The following is a 22,502-nucleotide window of genomic DNA, read 5'->3' as shown; positions in this document are numbered from 1 at the left end:
TAGTTGAAGTTCCAGCTGAGCTGGATGGGCCCGCGGCCGTAGTAGGCGGCCTGTCCGGCCGGGCAGCCGTAGGACTGGCTCCGGTCGCAGTACGTCGGGTAGTTGGCGGTGTTCTGCTCGACGACGTAGACCAGTCCGCCGGTCTCGTGGTTGACGTTGGCGAGGAAGGCCGCCGCCTCCTGCTTCTTGGTCGTGTCACTGCCGGTGTTCGCGAAGCCGGGGTAGGCGCCGAGCGCGGCGGTCAGGCCCTGGTAGGTGTAGAAGGAATTCCGGTTCGGGAACATCTGGTTGAACTGCGCCTCGCTGACGACGAACCCGGACGGGTTGCCGCCACCGCCGCTGCCGGCCGGCGCGTTCCACTTCTGGTTCGCGGCGCCGGTGCAGGTCCAGATCTGCAGGCGCGTGGCGTTGGCGCTGCTGTTGCCGCGGACGTCCAGGCACTTGTTCGCGGCGGGGTTGACGATGTCGTGGGCGGCGGTGACGACCCACTGCTGGTTGGCTCCGCCGGAACAGTCCCAGAGCTGGACGGCGGCCCCGTCGGCGGTGCCGCGGTCGACCACGTCGAGGCACTTGCCGAGGGCGCGCAGGGTGCCGTCGCCGTTGTTGGACCAGCTCTGGGCGCCGGTGCCGTTGCAGTCGTAGAGCTGGACGGCGGCGCCGTTGGCGCTGCTCGCGCCGGCCACGTCGACGCACTTGCCGGCCAGGCCGGTGATCTGGCCGGTGGCCGCCTGGGCGGGGACGACGGTGAACAGGGCGGACAGGACCGCGGCGAGGACGACGGCCAGGGTGAGTCTGCCGAGGACGGTGTGCCCGCGGAGGCGGGACATGAGGGCGGGGAGGCGCATGGGGGTGCTCCTGAGGTGGGGTGAGGGGGGTGGGGGTGTGTGACCGGCCCGCCGGGGCGGGCGGCTCAGCCGAGGACCTGCTGGGTCACGACGATGTGTCCGGCGTCGGGGTCGAGGACGCCCCCGAGCCGGCTGAACGCGCCGTCGGTGAGATCGAGGCACTTGGGTTCCTGCGGCGTCTGGGCGAACGTGCCGCGGTCGTTGATCCGGACGGTCAGGGACCGGCCGTTGGCGACGTTGGTGACCTGGACGCGGGTGCCGAAGGGCAGTTGGGGCTGGCGGGAGAGGGAGGTGGCGGCCGTGTCCGCGGTGTTGTCGAAGACCTCGCCGCTGGCGGTGAGGGCGCCGGGCGGCTGGGGGCCGTAGTGCGTGGCCCAGCACTGTTCGCCGGTCTGCTGCGCGGGCGCGTTCCACTTCTGGTTGGTGGCGCCGGTGCAGGTCCAGATCTGGATCCGGGCGCCGTTCGCGGAGGAGCGGTCGGTGACGTCGAGGCACTTGTCCGCCGCCGGGTTGACGATGTCGTGGGCGGCGCTGACGGTCCACTGCTGGTTGGCGGCGCCGGTGCACGACCACAGCTGGACCTTGGCGCCGTCGGCGGTGGAGTTGCCCGTGACGTCCAGGCATTTGCCGAGGGCGCGCAGGGTGTGGTCGGCGCCCGTGGTCCACTGCTGGGCGCCGGTGCCGTTGCAGTCGTAGAGCTGCACCGGGGTGCCGTCGGCGGTGCCCGCGCCTGCGACGTCGAGGCACTTGCCGGCGAGGCCGGTGATCTGGCCGGTCGCCGCTGCCGCCGGTGCCGCGGTCAGCGGGCCGAGGGACAGGGCGAGGAGGGCGATGACGGGGGTTCCGCGTAACGCGGTGGTGAGGAAGGGCGAGCGAGCGGTCATGGGGGGTGGGGAAGCCTTTCCGAGGCGGCGCGTGGGTGTGGCGGACACCGGGGACGCACGTCGGGACAACCTGACATCGGGAAGGTAAAAGGTCTATACCAACTACGTCAAGATGTGAACATGTCAGATGTGGCCGGAGTCCGCACCGTCCGGCCGGACGCGTAAACCGGCGCGCGTGGCATCGGCCCGGCTGGCGGTGGCGTCGGCGTGTGCGCCAGTGATCGGGTGCGCCGTTGGGGGAGCGGTGCCGGCGGACAGCATCTCCTCAGCACTGCGCGAGGAGGCGTGTGATGGCCAGTGAGTTCCAGCGGGACAAGCTCCGGGCGATGTTCGAGGCGTTCGACGCGGACGGCAACGGTTATCTGGAGGAGGCGGACTTCGCGGCGCTCGCGGTCCGCTGGGGACGGCTGCCACGGGTCAGAGCGGACTCGGGGCTGGCGGCGCGGGTGGAGAACGTGATGCGGGGGTGGTGGCGGCAGCTGTCGGCCACCGTCGACGCCGACGGGGACGGCAGGATCGACATGGACGACCTGCTCCACATGGTCGACCTGCTGCCCACCGTCCCGGAGGCGGTCACCGCCACCGCCGACACCGTCTTCGACGCGGTCGACGAGAACGGCGACGGGCGCATCGGCCGGGACGAGCACCGGCACATGATCGACACCTGGCACGGGCGGGCCATCGAGACCGGAGACGTCTTCGACCGCCTCGACCAGGACGGCGACGGCTACCTGGACCGGCCGGAGTTCGCCGCCCTGTGGACCCAGTTCTGGACCAGCGACGACCCGCGCGAACCCGGCAACCTGATGTGCGGTGAACTGCCGCACGGCCGGTAGGCGAGCCCGGCGGCTTTGCGCCACAGTGCCCCGACTTCTCGGACATCCGGGTATGGACCTCTGATCCCGGGGCACACGGAGGATCACTCGGCGCCATCCGGCGCCGAACGGTGGCGCCGGGCGCCACCCGTGCAACCTGTGTCTCGTGAGTGGCGCCCACGCGTCCGCGAGCTGAGCTTGGGGGAGAGGGAATCTCCATGATTCATCCGGCGGAGAAGGAACTGCGGGCCGCGCTGGCCCGGTTCGCCGACGCGCGCATCGAGCACGACGTGCGCCCCACCGGCCGTACCAGCCGCCTGCTGGAGGACGCCACGTACACGCTGTGCGTGATGACCGGAGCCACCGGCGCCGACCAGGCCCTGCGCACCGCGGACCGGCTGCTCCAGGGGTACCTGTCCGCCCGTGAGGAGGGCACCCGGCAGGACGAGACCCTGGCCGCGTAGGTACGCGAGGCCCGCGCGGCGGCGGACGGCCGCCGCGCACACGGAATCTTGAGACACGCTTTACACGGGACGGGCAACCGTGGGCCGGGCGATGACTGTCTGAGAGATAGTCGGAGCGGCCTCGCGAGGGCCGAGGAACGAGAGAGTGGGGCACACGGTGGGGCGGCGCAAGGGCGGCATAGGCATCGCACTCGTCACGGGCATGATGATGGTGGGTGCCAGTGCGTGCGGCGGGGGCGGCAGCGACAAGGCGAGCGGCGACGACGCGAAGCCGTCGCAGAAGCCGAGTACGAGTGCCTCACCCAGCCCGACGAAGCCCGCGGGCCCGCCGATGCTGCTGGACACGATCACCCCGCAGACCGGAACCACGGTCGGTGTGGCCATGCCGATCTCGGTGATCTTCACCGACCCGGTGGCCGCCAAGGCGCGGGCCACGGTGGAGAAGCACCTGAAGGTGAGTGCCTCGCAGCCGGTGGCCGGCGCCTGGCACTGGATGGGCGACCGGCGCGCCGACTGGCGGCCCAAGGACTACTGGCCCTCCGGTACGACGGTGAAGATCGACGCCGACATGAAGGGCGTCAGCAACGGCAACGGGCGCTACGGCGTGCACGGTTACACGCACACCTTCAAGATCGGCGACGACGTCCGCGCGGACGTCTCGGTGACCGCCCACACCATGAAGGTGACCCGCAACGGCCGTCCGGTGCGCACCCTTTCGATCAACGCGGGCAGCGCCCAGTACCCGACGTGGAACGGCACGATGGCCGTCATCGACAAGCAGGAGAAGGTCCACATGACCTCCTGCAGCGTCGGCATCAGCTGCGACAAGGGCAGCCCCAACTACTACGACCTGACGCTGCCCTGGGACGTCCACCTCACCCAGTCCGGCACCTACGTGCACTACTCGACCGGCGACCCGAACCCGGGCAGCGGCAGCGCCCGCGGCTCGCACGGCTGCGTCCACCTGTCCATGTCGGACGCCAAGTGGTTCTACGGGCAGGTCAAGCAGGGCGACCCGGTGACCATCACCGGCTCGCCGCGCGCCAAGGCCTCGGCGGACAACGGCTACGCCGACTTCAACCTGGGCTGGGACCAGTGGCTCGCGGGCAGCGCGTCGGGGGAGCAGACCACCGGGACGCTCTGATCCCGGGCGCCTCAGGAGCGAAAACAGGCCCGTTCTGAACCGCGGGTTCACCGAAAGACGACTCGGAGTTCATCCCAGGCCTACAAGTTCATGGGCATGACCTCAAGACCTCGCTTGCGCAAGCGCACCCGGATCGGCATAGCGATCGCGGTGACCGTCGCCGTGGCCGGCACCGGCACCGTCGTGGCTCAGGCCCACGGCTGGCTGTCGGCCCCGACGCACGACTTCGACGCGGCCGCCGACTCCTTCTCCGGTCACGACAAGGTGACCGGAGACGTGCTGCGCAACGACTCCGGCGCGACCGCCGTCGTACGGCACACCGATCCGTCCCACGGCACGGCGACGGTCAACGCGGACGGCACCTTCACGTACACGCCGAGCCCCGGATTCAAGGGCACGGACACCTTCACGTACACGGCGACCGACGCCGTACAGCTGTTCAAGGACACCCAGCCGAACGGGAACCCGCTGCCCTCGCTCGCGACGGTGGCGGGACCGGGCGGCACCACCACCCGGATCTCCGGCGAGGGATACGGCTCCGCGCTCGCCCCGGTGCCGGGCCGGACGGACCGCTTCTACGGCCTCACCGACCGCGGTCCCAACGCCGACGCCCCGGACGGCAACAAGTCGGAGATGCTCACCGACTTCACGCCGCAGCTCGGCGAGTTCAAGCTCCACAAGGGCAAGGCCCAGCTGATCAGGACGATCACCCTGAAGGGGCCGAAGAGCCTCGGCGGCGTGCGCTACAGCGGCCGTCCGCCGCACGACACGAGCGAGGTGATCGACGACGTCGACGCCACGAACGCGGCCGGCGGCACTCCCGTGCCCGTCGAGCGGGACCCCTACGGCTACGACTCCGAGGGCCTGGTGGCGCTGCCCGACGGCACGTTCTGGGTCTCGGACGAGTACGGCCCGTACCTCACGCACTTCGACGCCAACGGCTACGAGCTGGGCCGGCTGACCCCGTACAAGGACAGCCAGGACAACAAGTTCCACAAGATCCTCGGCTACCTGCCCGCCGAACTGGCCAACCGCTCGAAGAACAAGGGCATGGAGGGCCTGACGGTCACGCCGGACGGCTCGACCCTGGTGGGTGTCATGCAGGCCGCGCTGCAGCAGCCCGACCTCGGCAGCACCAAGGCGTCCAACCTCGCGCCCACCCGCATCGTCACCGTCGACCTGCGCACGCTGAAGACCAAGCAGTACCTGTACCTGCTGGACGACCCGGCCACCACGGGCGACGCCAGCAGCGAGATCACCGCGCTGTCCGCCACGAAGTTCGTCGTCGACGAACGGGACGGCAACGTCGAGCCGTTCGCCCGCAAGTCGCTCTACGAGGTCGACATCAACGGCGCGACCGACGTCAGCGGGCTGACGATCGGCGGCAAGTCGCCCGAGGCGTTCGTCGGCAAGGCGGGCACCAACGCCGCGCTCAGCGCGCTCACCGCGGCCGGCGTCCAGGTCGCGCAGAAGCAGCCGTACCTCGACCTCGGGACGCTGGTCAGCCAGCTCGACCCGAGCGGCCGCTTCTTCGCGCACGACAAGGTCGAGGGCGTCGCCACCACGGACGCCGGCCGGACGCTGTACCTGTCCAACGACGACGACTTCGGCATCGACACCATCGCCGTCGATCCCGACGGGAAGTGGACCGTCCACCAGAAGGTCCTGCCGTCCACGGGGCAGACCGACAACGGCGAGATCCTGAAGGTCGACACCACCAAGCTGCCGGCCGTGCTCAAGACGGTCACGGTGACCGTCCGCGTGTACTGACCGACGCGGCCCCCGCTCACCGCACGCCGGTGAGCGGGGGCCGGACATCGCGCCGAGGGTACGCCACCTGCCGACCGGCGCCGGGCGGGTTCACGACCCTCCACGCCTGCGGCGCGGGACGTCGCATAGGTTCGTGCCATGTACGAAACCGAGCGGTTCGACCTCGACGCCTATCTGGAACGCATCGGGTGGGACGGGGCCAGGCGCGCCGACCTCGCGACCCTGCGCGGGGTCCACCGGGCGCACGCCCTGTCCCTGCCCTTCGAGAACCTGGAGCCGCTCGCCGGCAGCGCCCCCTCCCTGGCACCCGAGGACCTCGTCGCCAAGCTGGTCCGGGGGCGCCGCGGCGGCTACTGCTACGAGCACAACACCCTCCTCGGGCTGGCCCTGACCGGCCTCGGCCTGGCCGTGACCGGGCTCGCGGGACGGGTCGTGCTGGGTGCGCCGAGCGTGGAGAGCAGGCCGCGCACGCACATGATGCTGCGGGTGGGCGTGCCCGGCGAGCCGACGCCGTACCTGGCCGACGTCGGTTTCGGCGCGGCCGGCGCACTGCTGGAGCCGCTGCCGCTGGTCCTCGGCGCGGAGCACGACGGCGCGGGCCGCCGGCACCGGTTCGCCCGCCTCCCGCACGACGGCCCGCTGGACCTGTGGGCGCTCCAGGCCTACGACTTCACCACGCAGGACTGGGTGAGCCAGTACGCGTTCACCGAGGAGCCGTTTGCCGCCTCCGACTTCGAGGTCTTCAACTGGCACGTCGCCACCAACCCCCGCTCGCCCTTCACCCGGCGCCCCTACCTCCAGCGCACCACCGGCGAACGCCATCTCGCCCTCGACGGCGCGGTGTTCACCGAGACCCTGGCCGACGGCACGGTGACCGCGCACACCCTCGACGACGAGGCCGAGGCCCGGCGCGTGGTGGACGAGGAGTTCGGCATCGTCGTACCCGAGGGGGTCCGGGTGCTGGGCTGATCAGCGCCTTTTCCGCCGGCGTCGAGGCCGCCGCCGCGACGGGAAATTCCCGGGCCGTTGTCGGTGCCCGCTGTTACCTTCATCCGGCGCATGTGATCCACATGCGCCGAACACCCACGGTGGAGGGGCACTTGAGCAACCGCAGCAGGACACGAAGACACGCACGGACGGCGGTCGTAGGCTGCGTGACGGCGCTGCTGGCCGCGACCGCCGGCACGGCCTGGGGAGTCGACAACCTGCCGCCGCTCCAGCCCCGCGTCCAGGACCTCCAGTCGGGCGGCAAGGCCTGCGCGACCGGCGCCGACACCGCCTACGTGTCGGCGCCGCCGCGGCTGACCGCTGCGCTGTACGACCCGGAGGAGGACAACCAGCCCGCCGAGAGCAGCCCCCTCAAGGGCGAGTTCGAGGCGTGGTGGACGGACGCGGCGGGCGTGGAGCAGCACCGCTCGTACACCACCGCCACGCTGTCCTCGGGCATGCCTTTCTCCTGGACGGCGCCGGCCGACATCCCGGCGAACACACCCGTCTCCTGGCACGTCCGCGCCGACGACGGCAAGGCGACCTCGCCGTGGAGCGACGAGGGCGACGGCTCCGTCTGCTCCTTCGTGTACGACGACACCAGCCCGCAGCCGGTGACGATCACCTCGCCCGACTACCCCACTCCCGACCAGGAGTTCTGGGTGGACGGAGTCGGCGTGTACGGCCACTTCACGGTGCGGTCGCCCTCCGACGACGTCGTGTCCTACACGTACGGATTCATCGGCGGTCCCTACGGAACGGTTGACGCCGAGCAGCCGGGCGGGCCCGCGACCATCACGTTCCTGCCGCTCACCGCCGCTCCCCAGACGCTGACGGTGCAGGCCGTCGACCGTTCGGGCCGTGTCAGCGCACCGACGCGCTACGGCTTCAACGTGAAGTCCGGCCGGGCCCCGGTCGGCCGCTGGACACTGGACGATCCGGCGGGCTCCCGCTCGGCCGCGGCCGACACCGGCACGGCGGCGCGCGCCGGAACCGGCGTCACCTTCGGCGCCGCCGCGCCCAGCGGCACCGAGACCACCTCCACCGTCACCCTCGACGGCAGCGGCCACGGCTTCCTCACCCCGGGCGTCCCCGCCGCCGACACCCGCAAGACCTTCGCCGTCAGCGCGTGGACACGTCCCGCCGAGACCGGCCGGACCATGACCGTCGCCAGCCAGGACGCGGACGGCGGTCCCGGATTCACCCTCGGACTGCGCGGCCAGGACTGGTCGTTCACGATCGGCGGCACCCGCGTCTCCGGCGGCGCCCCCGAGACCGGCGAGTGGACCCATCTGCTCGGCCTGTACGACGCCGAGACGGGCCTCGCCCACCTCTACGTCAACGGCCACGAGGTCGGTACGGCCGCGCAGGCGACCCCCGCCGAAGCGGCCGGCGCGTTCCAGATCGGACGGGCCCGCGGGACGGCCGGCTACCGGGACCGCTGGCACGGCGAGGTCGGTGACGTCCGGGTCTACGACCGGGTCGTGGTACCGCAGGAGGCCACCGAACTGGCGCGCCGCACACCGAAACTGCTCGGCCACTGGTCGCTGGAGGACGCGACGGACGGCGCGAGCCCCGAGCAGTCGCAGGGGACGCCCCTGCACCTCGGTCCCGGCGCCGCCATCTACCACGCCTCGGACAGCTCGTGCATACCGGAGATCGACCCCGACTGCACCTACACGCCGCCGCCACTGTCCGGAGACGGACACCTGGCCCTCGACGGCGAGACCGGGTACGCGGCCGCCGAAGGTCCCGTGGTGGACACCGCCGACAGCTTCACCCTCGGTGTCGTCGTACGCCTCGCGGACTCCGAGCCCGCGCACCCGATGACCGTGCTCTCGCAGGCCGGCGAGCACACCGACGCGTTCAAGGTGCGGTACGAACCGGCCACGCACGCCTGGCAGTTGGTGATGCCGGAGAAGGACGAGGCCGGAGCACCCGAGCGGGTCGTCTCGCAGATCGAGGCCGCCGACGGCGGAGAGGGCCAGGGCCACCGCCTCGCCGTGGTCTACGACGACGGCACCGACACCGTCAAGCTCTACGCGGACGGCTACACCAACGCCGAGGCGACCGCGACCCTGCCCGACGGGTGGCACAGCACCGGCGCCCTCCAGGTCGGCCGGGGCAAGGCCGGCGACGGCTGGGGCGAGTACCTGCACGGTGACGTGGACGAGATCCAGGCCTATGCGGGGGCACTCAGGGACAGGGACGTCATGGCCCTGGGCCACACCACGGACCCCTGCCTGTGCTGACACCGTGTCACAACGGAGCGGTGGCCCGCCGGAACGCGGTGTTCCGGCGGGCCGCCGACCGTGGGGTCACTCCTGGGGCGCGGCGAGAGCGGCCAGTTCGCGGTTGACGGCCGCCTGGTGCTCCTCGGCGTCCGTCCGCGCCTTCTTCGGACTCCACCGGCCCGCCATCACGAACACGAAGGGCACGAAGAGGACCTGGCCGCCGACGCAGATCCACCACCAGGTGCGCCATTCGCCGGGCCCGTCCTTCGACGCCTTCTGGACCGTGGCGCCGTACTCCTTGAGGACCTTCAGCTGCGGCCCCGCCTTCTGCACGACGGCGAGGTCCGCCGCGCCGACCTCCTTGACGGCGCGGGCGCTCAGCTCGGGGGGCGTGGTGGCCGGGGTGTACTTGTCCAGCTCGGCGAAGAGGTCCGGGTGCGCACCGACGACGGCCAGCGCCGGCGCGGCCTGCGCGGAGGCGGCCTTGACCTCGGCGCCGTGCTCCACGAGCGGGGTCACGGAGGTGACCAGCACCGGGATGAAGGCCGCGGAGACGGCGACCACGATGCGCACGGTCCAGCCCCACACCGCCAGGCCCGCCGCGGTCGCCGCCGGATTGTGCTTCTCCACCGTCTCGGTGAAGCTCGCCATCCAGGGCGCGTAGGCGATGCCGCTGAAGACGCCGATGCCGACGAAGAGCCAGGCGAAGGTGTAGTAGCCGGTCGTCAGGTGGGTGGCGCGGGTGGCGAAGACCGCGGTCATCACGATGGAACCGACCGCACCGACGATCATGAACGGCTTGCGCACCTTCAGCCGGTCCGAGGCCAGGCCGACCAGGACCAGGGCGATGGCGTTCGCCGCCCAGTACCAGTTGGCCAGCGCGTTGGTGCGCTGCTCGCTGTAGCCGAAGACGGTCGAGAAGTAGACGACGAAGTTGCCGACGGCCGCGTAGTACAGCAGCAGGAACACGGCGATGGCGAACGCCGAGCCCAGCACGTCCAGTCGCATCATCTGCCGCCACTCGCCGCGGCGCAGCGCCTCGGTGTCCAGCCCCTTGGCGCGGGCCTCGACGAGCGCCCGGTCCCGCAGCGTCACCATGATCTGGTCGCGCAGCGCCGGGGACAGCTCGCGCAGCGCGAGGATCGCGACGACGAAGACGACGAACCCGGCGATCGCCGAATAGCGCAGTTCGTCCTGCCAGGTGGCGCTGTCCAGGGTGTTGCTGGTGACGGTGGTGACCACCAGGGAGCCGATGACCGGGCCCATCGTCCAGTAGCCCATCGCGGTGGCCCGGCCGAGCTGCGGGGAGAAGTCCCTGATGAGCGCCGGAGTGGCGACCAGCACGATGCCTTCGATGAAGCTGACGAGCGCGAAGAGCACCAGATAGGTGGACTGGTTCGCCGCGTTCGGCAGCCCGAAGAAGACCAGCAGCGAGGCGACGAGCAGCCCGTAGACCACCAGGTTCGCCCGGCCCCAGCGGTCCGCGAGACCCGCCACGAGCGAGGCGAACGCCCCGACCGCGTTGCCGATCACCGAGACCCAGATGAAGTAGCGGTAGGTCATGCCGAAGTGCGTGATGATCGACGTCGCCACCGCGTACTGGATGTAGAGCATGTAGTACAGCACGACGGTGGTGACGACCACGATCGCGAGGTACGCCATGCGGCGGCCGGTGGGCGGATAGTCCGTCAGTTCACGGCGGTACAGCCGGGCGAGCGGGCCGCGGACCTCCGCGGCGGGTGCGTCGGGCGCGGGTCTGTGAGCGTCGGTCGGTGGCGTGGCGGCGGACATACGGCTCCTCCCAGGGATACCCGGATTCCGGGCGCTTCGCGTCGGCACGACAGGGCCCTGCGCCGGCCCGGCTCCGACAGCGTGGCCAGAGGGTAGTACCGACTGGTCGGTACGCCTAGGGGGTCTGCACCCCCGAAACGCCGTACCGGGAGGACCCGTTCACGGCCGGACCCGCGAATCCCACGACGAGCGGGGCGCGGACGGTCCGGGCGTCGGCGTCGGACCAGCCCTAGGCCGAGTCGCGCAGCACCAGTTCCGGGTCGAAGACGACCGACGTGGGTTCGGTGCGGCCGCCCTGGATGTGCTCGTGGAGCAGCCGGGCCATCTCCGCGGCCATCTCCTCGACCGGCTGGCGGACCGTGGTCAGGCGGGGCCGGCAGGACACGGCGATCGCGGAGTCGTCGAAGCCGACGACCGCGACGTCCTCCGGCACCCGCCGGCCGCGCTCGCGCACGACCTGGCAGGCGCCCTGCGCCATGAGGTCGTTGGCGGCGAACACGCCGTCCGTGCCGGGGTGGCGGTCCAGCAGGTCCGACATGGCCGCGAGACCGCTGTCCAGGGTGAACCCGCCCTCGGCGACCGGGATGTAGGGGTGGCCGTGGCGGGCGAGGGTGTCGCGGAAGCCGGCGAGCCGCTCCTGGCTCGCGGCGACGTCCAGGGGACCGGAGATCGTGGCGGGCCGGCGGCAGCCGCGTGCGAGGAGGTGCTCGGCGGCGAGGCGCCCGCCGTCCCGGTGCGCCAGGTCCACGTAGCTGAGCGGGACCGGACGGGAGGGGCGGGCGAAGAGCACCGCGGGCAGCCGGGCGTCGGCGAGGAGGGCGGGCAGCGGGTCGTCCGCGTGGGTGGAGACCACGAGGGCGCCGTCGGCCCGGCCCTGCCGCAGGTAGGTCAGCACCTCCTCGCGGGCCGCGGCGGACTCGGCGAACATGAGGACGGGGTGCATCGAGCGGGGCCGCAGGAAGCCGACGATCCCGCTGACGACCCGTCCGAAGAACGGGTCCGCGAACACCGAGGTGGCGAAGGCGTCCTGGCCGGCCGCCGTGGTGTCCCCGGCGCCGGAGACCACCAGCGCGACCGTCTCGGCCCGCCGGGTCACCAGCGAGCGCGCGGCCCGGTTGGGTGCGTACCCGGTCCGCTCGATGGCCCCGCGGACCACTTCCTGTATCCCGGGATCCACGTTGCGGATGCCGTTGACGACCCGGGACACGGTCGCCCGGGAGACACCGGCCTCCCGGGCCACGTCCTCCAGGGTCGGGGCCCGTCTGCTCATGCAGGCACCCTAACGGACCCGCCGACCGGGCAATAGAGCGCTCTCCCGGAGCGCGTCGCCGCACTCCGGGAGAGCCCTGTGGTCAGGCGTAGACGCCGAACTCGTACAGCGAGTAGCCGTAACCGGTGCCCCGCGCGGTGCCGTTGACGCGGACGTAACGGCCGGTCCCGGTGACGTCGAAGTCGTCGATCCCGCCGTTGCCGTCGGTCACGGTGCGCACGGTCTGCCAGTTCTGGCCGTCGTCGGAGGTTTGGATCGTGTACGCCTTGGCGTACGAGGCCTCCCAGGACAGCTGGACGTGCCGGAACGTGGTGCGGGTGCCCAGGTCGACCTGGAGCCACTGGGGGTCGCTCCAGTCGCTGGCCCAGCGGGTGGCCTGGTTGCCGTCGACCGCGTTGGCCGCGGTGCACGGGCAGTCACCGTAACTCGGCTGGTACGACGAGGCGGTGGCCGGTTTCCCGCGTGCCACGTTGGTGCCGGACGGGACCGGCGGGACGACCCGGATCGAGCGGGTCTCGACCCCTACGTTGCCCTTGCCGTCGGTCGCCTTGACGTACACCTTCCAGACGCCCGGCCGGTCGGGCGCGGTGAACCTCAGACGGCCGCCGCCGAGATCGGTGAAGGGCAGCGAGGCGAGGTTCTTGCTCTGGTCGATGTACATGCTGTTGTCGAGGACCTCGTAGGAGATCCGGTCGCCGTCGGGGTCGGTGGCCTTCACGGCGAGGACGACGTCACGCCCGGCCTGCACCTGGCCGGCGCCGCCCTCCACGGTCAGGTCGGAGATGACGGGCGGGGTGTTGTCGTGACTGGTGTCGCCGCCGTAGGCCCGCTTCACGGCGTAGTACGACAGGCGCTTCTGGCCGGCGGGCAGCAGGTTGAACCAGATGCCGCCGAAGTCGTACTCGGTGCCGTAGTGGAACATCGTGGCACCGAGCGCGACCCCCTTGTGCCCGGTGATGCAGCCCCAGGCCCGGGTGTACCCATCGGCCTTGGCCTGGTCGGCGGGCTCCAGCGGAACGCCGTTGGCGTCGTCGGGCACCTCCCACTCGCCGGCCGGGCCGGTCTCGGTGACGATGTAGGGCTTGGTGTAACCCCCTTGCTGCCAGGCGGCCTTGACGTCGCAGACCGCGTTGTAGGAGTTGACGGCGTACAGGTCGAGGTCCGGGGCGTTCCTCTTGAAGTAGGGCCAGGCGCCGACCCACGCGTCCGTGGACGTGACCGGGTGGTTGGGGTCGATCGCGTGGATCTTCTTGGTGATGTCGTTGACGAGCGTGGTGTACGCGTTGCGCTGGCGCTCCAGTTCGTCGCCGCTGTAGCAGTTCTGGAGCCCGAGGACCGACTCGTTGCCGACGTCCCACATGAGGACGCCGGGGTTGTCCTTGTACGTCTGGACCCACTTGGGGAACTCGTCGAGCACCTGGTTCTTGTAGGCGGTGTCGGTCAGGTAGTTGACGCAGCCGCCGCTGCCGGGTCCGCCGCCGGGCTGGAGCCAGAAGCCGGCGATCACCTTGACGCCGTGCGCGGCCGCGGAGTCGAACAGCGGCTTGCTGGTGGCGTCGGTGCCCCAGGTGCGGATGGTGTTGACGCCCATGGACTTGAGGTCGGGCATGTACTTCTCGGCGTCCGAGACGCTCGGGCCCCAGGTCAGGCCCTTGATCTGGTACGGCTGCCCGTCCACCGTCAGCTGCCAGGCGCCCTGGCCGCCGGTGACCTTGACGACGCTGCCCGCGGCGTGGGCCTGGGCGGCGGGCAGGGCGGCGAGGAGTCCGGCGGCCAGCACGCCGGCGGTGAGGGGTGCCGCGACGCGGCGGGTGCGGGTTCGGTTACGGATGCGGGTGCGTGGGGTCATCTCGGCAGGCTCCTCAGGGCAGTCGGTAGTGCTCGTCGAGCGCGGCGCCCGCCTCCGGATGGGTCTCGTCGTAACCACGCGCGTCGCACTGGAGACCGCCGACGACACAGTGGTCGACCAGCGCCTTGAGCGTGCGGTCGTCCCAGGCGTTGAAGAAGTCGTAGTGGAAGCTGTGCCCCGTTCCGCTGGACAGCCGCACCTTCGACATGTCGCCGTTGACCGGGAACGCCATCTTGAACTCGATCATCGGCAGCGCCACCGGGTGGTCGGCCGGGCACATGTTGTCGTTCGTGCCGGGCTTGACCACGGGGTAGGCCATGTGGCTCTTGTGGTCGGGGGTGTCCAGGTACTTGCCGTCCCAGCAACTGGGCGCCTGGAATCGGATGTTGAGCTGGACGTCGGCGCGGTTGGGACAGGTGGCGGGGAACTCGGTGTTGAAGTAGCTGTCACCGCACTCCCAGCCCTCGACGAAGCCGGGGTGGTGGCGGAACTCGTCGGCGCTCTGCATGGGGCTGCCGACGACGAAGCGCAGTCCCTTGGGGAAGGGGCGGACGCTGGTGTAGTCGGTGACACCGGACTTGTAGTAGATGACCTGCGGGCCGACGGGCAGGATCTGCTGGTCGCCGTTGTACAGCGTGGGCATCCAGTACCCGGACAGGTCGCCGGGGGCCTTGCAGGTGGTGCCGCCGGCCGACAGCGTGGCGGTCGTGCTGTTGGCGTTGGTCGTCGTGTTGCCCATGAAGGTGTGGTCGTGGGACTTGCCCGGCTGCTGCGGGTACACGATCGGGTCGTCCGGCTTGGTGTGGGTGACCGAGCAGTTGGCCTGGAACTCGTGGAAGTACCGGTGCGGCGGGTCCTGGGTGGACGGCGTCACACCGGTGACCGGCGGGTTGGCGGGGATGTAGCCGTCGCCGTCCGGGTCCTCCGGGGAGGTGGCGGTGGACGCGGCCATGGCGTGACCGGAGTGGGTCGCCGCGAACGCGTCCGCGGCGGCGCTGTGCGGTGCGGGCGCACCGGCGCTGACGGCGATGCCGCCGAGGCCGAGCGAGGTCAGCAGGAGCGCGCCGGTGATCAGCGTGGCTGACAGGCCTTTCGATCTCCGTGGCATGGAGACCTCCTCCTGGGTGGGGGTGTCAGAGGTCGTCGCCGGCCGCCCCCGTGACGTGGCGTCGCACGTGCTGGACGTCGGGGGTGCCGGGAGACAGGTGGGAGAGCGCTCTCCCGCCGAGGAGTGTTGAGGGCATGTCATCAAGGTGTCAAGGGATCCGGCAGAAGAGGGCGAGGAAAGATTCCGGATCCCGGGGCCTTGCCGAACATTGAAACTCATGAGTTAACTCAAGTCATGAACTAAGCGCGTGAGGCTGGCTGTCCGGACGGAACCTCGACGGAACCGAGGCCGGAGGAGGGGTCATGGCGGAGCCCGGTCGTCCAGGTCGTCACGGTCGGCGCCGTGGTGCTTTCCGTGACGGGCTCGGCGCGGACGCGAGCCGGAGCATGTGTTCGTGCGTCAGTCGCTTGTTCGGTCACGGGCGGTGGGTCCTTCACCCGCAGGTGCGACGATCGGGGAGGAGGTGCCGGTCAGCGCATGACCGGCGGCCGGGCCGGGCAGCACTGCGGCATCCGACGCCGCGTCTGCCACCGAGGGAGCACGCACGTGAGCGATGTGGTCTTCACGGCCGATTTCACCTCCGCCCGCCAATGGGTGGCCGGACGTTCCTGGGCCTATCCCAACGGCGGCCCCACCAACCCCGACGACAACAAACTGGACTACCTCACCTCGGACCCGGCCTACTCCCGCAGCGGCACGTTACGCGCCACCCGGAGGACCGACGGCTGGTGGAACACCGGCCTGCTGACCACCGAAGGAAGCGCCGAGGCCTTCGCGGTCCGCACCGGCGACCAGCTCCAGGCCCGGGTCCGCCTGCCCACGGGACTGGGCGCCTGGCCCGCGATCTGGACCTGGCGGGACGGCGGCAACGAGGTCGACGTCTTCGAGTACCACCCCGACAACCCCGACCTGCTGGAACTCACCAACCACGTGCGCGAGGGCCACACCTACCTGCGCCACCCGGCGGTACGTCCGGGCGCGGTCGTCGACCTCGGGGTCACGTTCGGCCGGCGCAGCGTCGTCTGGACGCTGAACGGCACCCAGGTCTTCGCCGACGGACGCGGCGTCGGATCCGGCTGGTACGCGTACCTCATCGTCAACCTCTCCGTCTGCGCCGGCCGCTACCACCCCCGCCCCGACCCCAAGACCACCGAACTGTCCTACCGCGTCGAGAACCTGACGGTGCACCGCCCCGTGGTCCCGCACGCCGCCGCATCCCATGACGACGACGAACCGGCGACCGAGACGGACGCCCGGCCAGGGTTGAGTACGGCCGCCGGCGAGCCTGAGTAGCGGCACTCACGCCACGGCACCCCCCGGACCTCGAAGATGAGGATCATCGTTGAGACCGGGAGAAACACATGCTCAGCCGCCTCGCCGACGTCCTGGTGAAGACCGTCGGTCGACTCACCGTGACCGCCGACGCCGGTGCCGCGCTCGCGCCGGGCAGCATCGTCGTCGTCAACCACACCTCACTGGCCGATCCGGCCGTCGTGCTCGCCGCGCTGCGCCGCCTGGGCGCGGAGCCGGCCGTCATGGCGGCCGCCGGTCTGTGGCGCATCCCGGTGCTGGGCCGCGCACTCGCCCGCGAAGGCCACATCCCGGTACACCGCGGCGACCCGCGTGCCGCACACTGCCTCGACCTCTCCGCGGCCGCCCTGGACCAGGGCCGCATGGTCCTCATCTACGGCGAGGGCGGACTCCCGCGCCGTACCGACGCCGCCGAAGCCGCGCCCGCCGCCTTCCGCAGCGGTCTGGCCCGGCTGGCCGAACGCACCGGAGCGCCCGTCGTCCCCGTGGGCCAGGCCGGAGCCCGGCGCATCACCTCCGGTGGAACCGGCAAGCAGATCGCCGGACTGGTCACCGCACCACTGCGCCGCCCGCCCGTGCACGTCCACGTCGGTGCGCCGATCACCCTGACCGGCGACCGGACCACGCGCACCGCGCAGGCCCACACCGCGGTCACCGCCGCCTGGCGAACGGCGGCCGCGCGACTCGGCGAGCCTGCCTGAACGACGCGCAGGCAAGGGCCCGGCCGCGAGGACGACGGCCGCGCCCAGGGGGGTGGCGTCGGTCTTCACGCCGCCAGGAGATCCTGTTCCGCCCAGATCGTCTTTCCGGCGTCGCCGAACCTGGTGCCCCAGCGGTCGGTCAGTTCCGCGATCAGGAACAGACCTCGTCCGCCCTCGTCGCTGGAGCGCGCGTAGCGGAGGTGCGGGGCCGTGGCGCTCGTGTCGGAGACCTCGCAGATGAGCACGTGGTGGTCCCGGATCATCCGCAGGCCGAAGGGCCCGCTCGCGTAGCGGATCGCGTTGGTGACCAGCTCGCTGACCACGAGTTCGGTGGTGAACACGGCGGCGTCCAGGCCCCAGATGCAGAGCTGGTGCTCGACCAGGCTGCGTGCCGTCGCGACGACGGCCGGGTCCGCGGGGAACTCCCAGGTGACGAAGTCGTCGTCGCTGAGCCGCTGGGTGCGTGCCAGCAGCAGCACCTCGCCCTCGGCGGGAGACGCACCGGGGCGGATGGTCTCCAGCACCCTCTCCTTGAGGTCCTTGAGGGGGACGTCCGCCGCGGCCGACAGCACCCGCATCAGCCGTCCCCGCGCGTCGGCGGAAGGAACGGAACCGGCGGCGGCCGAATCGGCGAACGACGACGAGAACACCAGCGTGCTGCCCGCCTCCAGCCGCAGTTCCTCCGCCTTGCCGCGCATCTCCGACGTCCCCAGCGCGGGCCCGACCGGCTCGCTCGGGACGTCGATCGTCCCGTCCGGCCGGGCGATGACCGGAAGGCGGTGCCCGGCGCTCGACAGGGCGAGCCCGCCGGTGGCCGGGTCGTACACGGCGTACACGCACCGGAGGTCCCCGGCCGCCGTGTCGGTCCCGCCGGTACCGGTGCCGGACCCCTGGAGGCCGGAAATGCTGGTCACCACGCCGTCCAGCCGGGCCAGCACCTCCTCCGGGCCCAGATCCAGGTGCGTGAGGGTGTGCACCGCGGCGCCGAGGCGGCCGATGGTGGCCGCGCCGCGCAGTCCCGCCTCGTCCGTGGCGGCGAGGACGAGCGCGACCCGGGCGCCCGAGATGGGAATGACGTCGAACCAGTTCGCCTCCGACGAGGTGGGGGCGAAGTAGTGAGCCGTCTCCACCGCGCCGTGATCCACGATGCCCTGCGGCGAGAAGTCGCGCTGCATGCCGCGCGCGGTGTTGTACTCACGGGTGTACCGGCGGGCGTTGTCGATGCCGAGCGCGGCCCTGGAGACCAGCTCGCGGCAGGTCATGACGTCGAATTCGGTGAACGGGTCGCTCTCTCCGAACTTGTAGAACGACACGAAACCCAGCACGGTCCCCCGCGCGCTCACCGGCATCACCAGGGAATGCGCGGACCGCGTGCCGCCCGTGCCCCGGTACAGCGGCTCACCGTCGTCGGCGGGCAGATCGGTGACCGCGCGCCGCGCCTCACGGGTCCTGACCAGCGCGGTCACCGCGGACGGGTAGGGGAATCCGGGGCGGGCGGTCGCCGTGGGGCCGAACCGGTCGTGGGCGAAACGCATGCCGACGCGCAGCAGGTCCTTCGCCGTGAGGGCGGGCGTCGCGGCCGCGGGATCCTCGCCCGCGAGGACCGGGGCGAACAGGTCGATGGTGAGGGCGTCCGCGAGCCGGGGCACGCAGACGTCCGCCAGTTGCTGACCGGTCTCCATCACGTCCAACGACGTGCCGATCACCGAGCTGGCCTCCGCGAGCAGGGCGATCTGCCGCTCGGCCCGGCGCTGCTCGGTGATCTCCACCGCGGTGGTCGCCAGCCCCAGGACATGACCCGAGGAATCCTCCAGCCGGAAGATGGAGTTCCGGAAGACGTGCTCGTGCTCATGGTCGTCCGGCGGGCGGCCCCGCTTCTCGAAGTCGAGCCGCGGGACGCCGGTCTCCAGGACGCGTCGCATGTCGTGCTCGTAGGCGTCGGCGTTCGACTCCGGCCAGATCTCGTACGGCGTCCTCCCGATGGAGCCTTCGTCGAAGACGCCCGGCATCCCGCGCGCCGCCGGATTGAAGCGTCGCAGCCTGAGGTGCGGGTCGTACACGCACAGGCTGGTGGGGGAGCGGGTGAACAGGGCGTCGAGGACGGCGTCGTCCACCGCCCGCGCCTCGGAGATCTCCGTCATGGGCGTCAGGGCCACTTTCCAGCAGCCGGGCGGTTCGGCGGTCGGGCAGATGCGGACCTGGAAGGTCGCGACCCGGCCGTCCCGGCAGCGCAGGGCCACCGGGGTCTCCCGGCCCCGGCGGACACGGTCGCCGCCGTCCGGTCGCGCCGCCTGCCCGGCGGCCAGGAAGCCGGCGGCCGCCGAGCCCTCGACCTCCGCGGCCGTGAAGCCGAGACACCGTTCCGCCGCCGCGCTCCATCGGGTGATCACACCGTGTTGATCGACGACCACGTCGGCCGTCAGGGGACCGGACTCGGGTGGATGTCGCGGTGTCTCCTCGGTGGCGCTCACCTCAGCCACTTCCTTCCATACCCCGGCCAATTCAGCATGGCAAACGTCGCTGGGCGGGGCATCCGGGGCGCAGGACCCGTCGTATGCCAGAGAGCGGACGGCTTGTTGGACGTGATGTCCGATCGACGGCACACCGTGTACGAGGACGCCGTGCGGGGCACCCTCGCCGGACCGTGGATCAGCGGGCCGGAACGCCGCGGCCTGCGCCATTAGGATGACGACATGGCTTCCACGACGCGTCGACCTTCCAGCGCCTCGGACCGGCGGGCCGTCCTCGAGAAGCGGATTCTCGCGGTCATCGACGAGCTGCTCGGGGAAGGCGCGACGTACACCGAACTGAGCGTGGAGCACATCGCCAGGTCCGCGGGAATCTCCAGGTCGACGTTCTACCTCTACTTCCGCGACAAGGTGGACGTGCTGCTGCGCCTGAGCGGCACGCTCAAGCGGGAGAGCTATGCCATCGCCGCGTCCTGGCGTCCGACGGGCCCCGACGGAGGACTGGACGCACTGATCCGCACCTACGAACGGATCCTGGAGCACTACCGCAGGTACAGCACGCTGCTGTCCGCCATCCACGAGGTGGCCGCGTACGACCCGGCGGTACGGGAGGCGTGGGACGCCTACCAGAACCAGTTCATAGCGAACGCGGTCGGCGTCATCGAGGACGAGCGGGACGCCGGTCGCACGGCGGCCGACATCGATCCCGCCGTCGCCGCGAAGAACGTCGTACGGGGCGGCGGCCAGGTCATCGCACGGCAGGTCGCGGGGGACGGGGGCGCGACCGACGCGGCGGTCGCCAGGGAACTCGCGCTGACCTACTGGTACGGCGTCTTCCGGCGGCCCTCGCCTCCCCGCTCCGCGGCGTAGGGACCGGGCGCCGGTCCGGTCCGGGAACGCATCCGCGCCGAACCGGCCGCGCCGCGGCGGGCGTTCATGCCCGGTGCTCCCTGTCGGAACCGAGCTCCGGCCGGCTCCCGGGGGCCCGCGCCGCGGACCAACTGGTCAGGAACGCCAGGGCTTCGGCCGAGTGCGAGCCGGGCTCGGCGGTGTAGACCAGAAGCGACTGGTCGGTTCCGCCCCGGACGTCGAGCACCTGGAAGTCGAGTTCGAGCTCGCCCGCGACCCGGTGGCTGAACCTCTTGCGGCCCTGCCGCTGGGCCCGCACCCGGTGATCGGACCACCAGGCGCCGAAGTCCTCGTCCTTCAAGGACAGTTCGCCGACGAGCCGGGCGAGGTCGGGATCGTCCGGGTAGCGCACGGCGTCCATGCGCAGGTACGCGACGCACTCCTGCGCCACCTTCGTCCAGTCCGCGTACAGCCCCCGGATCCCTGGGTCCAGGAAGGTCAGCCAGATGTGGTTCCGCTGCCGCGGGGGCAGGTCACCGAAGTCGGTGAAGAGCGCCGCGCCCAGCCGGTTCCAGGCGAGGACGTCCATGCGCCGCCCGAGGAGCAGCGCCGGGACGTTCACCAGACCGTCCAGCAGGACCCGCGTCGCGGACGACACCTGCTGGCCCTTCGGTGCCGTCCGCGCCGCCCTGCCGGTGACGGCCGCGTCGTCGTCGGCGAGGCGCAGCAGGTACTCCGTCTCGTCCGGCCGCAGCCGCAGGGCCCCGGCCAGCGACAGGAGCACCGACGGCGAGGCGGAGCGCACCCGCCCCTGTTCGAGCCGCACGATGTAGTCCACGCTGACGCCCGCGAGCGAGGCAAGCTCCTCCCGCCGCAGCCCCGGCACCCGGCGCCGGCCGACCGCCGGAAGTCCCAGCTCCTCCGCGGTGACCCGGGCCCGGCACGCCCGCAGGTACTCACTCAGCTGAGCCATCGCACACCCCTGAACGCTCCGGGTCCTGGCACGGCCCGGTCACTCCCGCGACCCCCGGGCCAGCGGTTCGCGGATCATCCGCGGACGGCGACGTCGTCGTGGTCCGTCGACAGCGCGAGGTGCCGCCACGCCTCCGCCTCCGCGGCGAGATCCGCGACCTTCTGCCGCATGGCGTCCGCGCAGTCGCTGCCCAGCTGGGCGCGGAGCGGCGGCTCGGCGGCGTCGGCCAGTTCCAGGATGGCCGTGGCGCCCTTGACGGGGTCGCCGGGCTGGGCGTGGTTGAGACCCGGGACGGCCCCGCGGACGGCGCCGGCCGACCCCTCGTAGTCGGGGATGACCCGTTCCTCGACGTGCAGGCTCGAACCGTCGAGGAAGTCGGTCCTGAAGTATCCGGGCTCGACGACCGTCACCTTGATCCCCAGCGGCGAGACCTCGTCGTGCAGGGCCTCCGACAGACCCTCGACGGCGAACTTCGTCGAGCAGTACACGCCGAAGCCGGCCGCCGCCCTGAAGCCGCCGATGGAACTCAGGTTGAGGACGCGGCCGCTGCGCTGTTCCCGCATGACGGGAAGGACGGCCCGGGTGACGTTGAGCAGCCCGAAGACGTTGGTGTCGAAGACGCCGCGGGCGGCGGCGTCCGAGGTCTCCTCGACCGCGCCGAGGACTCCGCGTCCCGCGTTGTTGACCAGGACGTCGATCGCCCCGAAGGCGTCCGTCGCGGACCGTACGGCGGCGGCCGCCTGCGCCTCGTCGGTGACGTCGAGCGGGACGGCGAGCAGCCGGTCGCCGTGACCGGCGAGCGCCTCCTCGATGTCACGGGGCCGCCGGGCGGTGGCCACGACCCTGTCGCCGCGTTCCAGGGCCTGGCGGGCGATTTCGAGGCCGAAACCACGGGAGGCGCCGGTGATGAACCAGACGGTCATGGGAAATCTCCCTCACGAGTAGATCGGTGGTGCGTGGCGCGGGGCGCCGTGCGTCGGGCACGGCGCGGCGCGCGGTTCCATCGTGTGCCGACGGCGGACGGCCAGCCAGGGAAAGA

Annotated in this window: 18 protein-coding genes; 9 read left to right on the top strand and 9 right to left on the bottom strand. The window is 71.5% G+C overall.

All coding sequences use genetic code 11. From position 1 onward, the window contains the following. Together ACIQOE_RS36545 and ACIQOE_RS36540 are read right to left on the bottom strand one after the other, a co-directional pair. On the bottom strand, positions 1-827 hold an 827-nt coding region (locus ACIQOE_RS36545; RefSeq protein ID WP_401416242.1), incomplete at its 3' end, for a ricin-type beta-trefoil lectin domain protein. Positions 828-910: 83 nt separating this feature from the next. Next, on the bottom strand, positions 911-1,729 hold the full coding sequence (locus ACIQOE_RS36540) for a ricin-type beta-trefoil lectin domain protein (protein ID WP_365556260.1): 819 nt from the start codon (positions 1,727-1,729) through the stop codon (positions 911-913). Between the two features lie 290 nt (positions 1,730-2,019). Between ACIQOE_RS36540 and ACIQOE_RS36535 the strand changes: the two genes are divergently transcribed. The 6 genes from ACIQOE_RS36535 to ACIQOE_RS36510 all read left to right on the top strand — a co-directional run bounded on the left by ACIQOE_RS36535 (position 2,020) and on the right by ACIQOE_RS36510 (position 9,161). Next, positions 2,020-2,565 carry an EF-hand domain-containing protein gene (locus ACIQOE_RS36535; RefSeq protein WP_401416228.1) on the top strand — a complete coding sequence of 182 codons (546 nt, stop codon included), beginning with the start codon at positions 2,020-2,022 and terminating at the stop codon, positions 2,563-2,565. 197 nt (positions 2,566-2,762) lie between these two features. Continuing rightward, entirely contained in the window at positions 2,763-3,008 is a 246-nt protein-coding gene (locus tag ACIQOE_RS36530) for a DUF5133 domain-containing protein (RefSeq protein WP_351324616.1), read from the top strand. Between the two features lie 205 nt (positions 3,009-3,213). Then, positions 3,214-4,152 (top strand): L,D-transpeptidase, encoded by a 939-nt coding sequence (locus ACIQOE_RS36525; RefSeq protein ID WP_362649492.1) that lies wholly within the window; start codon positions 3,214-3,216, stop codon positions 4,150-4,152. A gap of 96 nt (positions 4,153-4,248) precedes the next feature. Then, positions 4,249-5,922 (top strand): esterase-like activity of phytase family protein, encoded by a 1,674-nt coding sequence (locus ACIQOE_RS36520; RefSeq protein WP_401416226.1) that lies wholly within the window; start codon positions 4,249-4,251, stop codon positions 5,920-5,922. A 138-nt stretch (positions 5,923-6,060) separates the two neighbouring features. Next, positions 6,061-6,891, top strand: a complete 831-nt coding sequence (locus tag ACIQOE_RS36515) for an arylamine N-acetyltransferase (protein ID WP_401416223.1) — start codon at positions 6,061-6,063, stop codon at positions 6,889-6,891. Positions 6,892-7,022: 131 nt separating this feature from the next. Beyond that, positions 7,023-9,161: a LamG domain-containing protein gene (locus ACIQOE_RS36510; protein WP_401416221.1), complete on the top strand. Its 2,139-nt coding sequence runs from the start codon at positions 7,023-7,025 to the stop codon at positions 9,159-9,161. A 66-nt stretch (positions 9,162-9,227) separates the two neighbouring features. Here the strand turns inward: ACIQOE_RS36510 and ACIQOE_RS36505 are convergent, their stop codons facing one another. The 4 genes from ACIQOE_RS36505 to ACIQOE_RS36490 form a co-directional block, all read right to left on the bottom strand. Next, positions 9,228-10,934, bottom strand: a complete 1,707-nt coding sequence (locus tag ACIQOE_RS36505) for an MFS transporter (RefSeq protein WP_351938165.1) — start codon at positions 10,932-10,934, stop codon at positions 9,228-9,230. Positions 10,935-11,163: 229 nt separating this feature from the next. Further along, on the bottom strand, positions 11,164-12,204 hold the full coding sequence (locus ACIQOE_RS36500; protein ID WP_351324608.1) for a LacI family DNA-binding transcriptional regulator: 1,041 nt from the start codon (positions 12,202-12,204) through the stop codon (positions 11,164-11,166). Positions 12,205-12,286: 82 nt separating this feature from the next. Next, on the bottom strand, positions 12,287-14,053 hold the full coding sequence (locus ACIQOE_RS36495) for a discoidin domain-containing protein (RefSeq protein WP_362649371.1): 1,767 nt from the start codon (positions 14,051-14,053) through the stop codon (positions 12,287-12,289). 13 nt (positions 14,054-14,066) lie between these two features. Beyond that, the gene (locus tag ACIQOE_RS36490; protein ID WP_351324605.1) at positions 14,067-15,161 is read right to left on the bottom strand and encodes a DUF1996 domain-containing protein; all 1,095 of its coding nucleotides are present in this window, start codon (positions 15,159-15,161) and stop codon (positions 14,067-14,069) included. 546 nt (positions 15,162-15,707) lie between these two features. On the opposite strand from ACIQOE_RS36490, the gene ACIQOE_RS36485 reads away from it, so the two are divergent. Together ACIQOE_RS36485 and ACIQOE_RS36480 are read left to right on the top strand one after the other, a co-directional pair. After that, a complete protein-coding gene (locus ACIQOE_RS36485; RefSeq protein ID WP_401416217.1) occupies positions 15,708-16,454 on the top strand; it encodes a beta-glucanase in 747 nt (248 codons plus the stop codon). A gap of 68 nt (positions 16,455-16,522) precedes the next feature. Beyond that, complete coding sequence (locus ACIQOE_RS36480) at positions 16,523-17,173, top strand: lysophospholipid acyltransferase family protein (protein WP_365556249.1); 651 nt, start codon at positions 16,523-16,525, stop codon at positions 17,171-17,173. Positions 17,174-17,238: 65 nt separating this feature from the next. On the opposite strand, the gene ACIQOE_RS36475 is transcribed toward ACIQOE_RS36480, so the two are convergent. Further along, positions 17,239-19,644 carry a PAS domain-containing protein gene (locus tag ACIQOE_RS36475; RefSeq protein ID WP_401416214.1) on the bottom strand — a complete coding sequence of 802 codons (2,406 nt, stop codon included), beginning with the start codon at positions 19,642-19,644 and terminating at the stop codon, positions 17,239-17,241. Between the two features lie 222 nt (positions 19,645-19,866). Between ACIQOE_RS36475 and ACIQOE_RS36470 the strand changes: the two genes are divergently transcribed. Further along, positions 19,867-20,511, top strand: coding sequence for a TetR/AcrR family transcriptional regulator (locus ACIQOE_RS36470; RefSeq protein ID WP_365556246.1), 645 nt, complete (start codon positions 19,867-19,869; stop codon positions 20,509-20,511). A 64-nt stretch (positions 20,512-20,575) separates the two neighbouring features. On the opposite strand, the gene ACIQOE_RS36465 is transcribed toward ACIQOE_RS36470, so the two are convergent. Together ACIQOE_RS36465 and ACIQOE_RS36460 are read right to left on the bottom strand one after the other, a co-directional pair. Then, complete coding sequence (locus ACIQOE_RS36465; RefSeq protein ID WP_399009084.1) at positions 20,576-21,463, bottom strand: helix-turn-helix domain-containing protein; 888 nt, start codon at positions 21,461-21,463, stop codon at positions 20,576-20,578. 74 nt (positions 21,464-21,537) lie between these two features. Then, the gene (locus ACIQOE_RS36460) at positions 21,538-22,386 is read right to left on the bottom strand and encodes an oxidoreductase (RefSeq protein WP_401416211.1); all 849 of its coding nucleotides are present in this window, start codon (positions 22,384-22,386) and stop codon (positions 21,538-21,540) included. Positions 22,387-22,502: the final 116 nt, after the last annotated feature.

This window comes from Streptomyces sp. NPDC091282 (genome assembly GCF_044757385.1).
Taxonomy (GTDB): Bacteria; Actinomycetota; Actinomycetes; order Streptomycetales; family Streptomycetaceae; genus Streptomyces; species Streptomyces gramineus.
The sequence above is the reverse complement of the archived record's forward strand: the minus strand, read 5'-3'. Positions and strand labels throughout refer to the sequence as shown.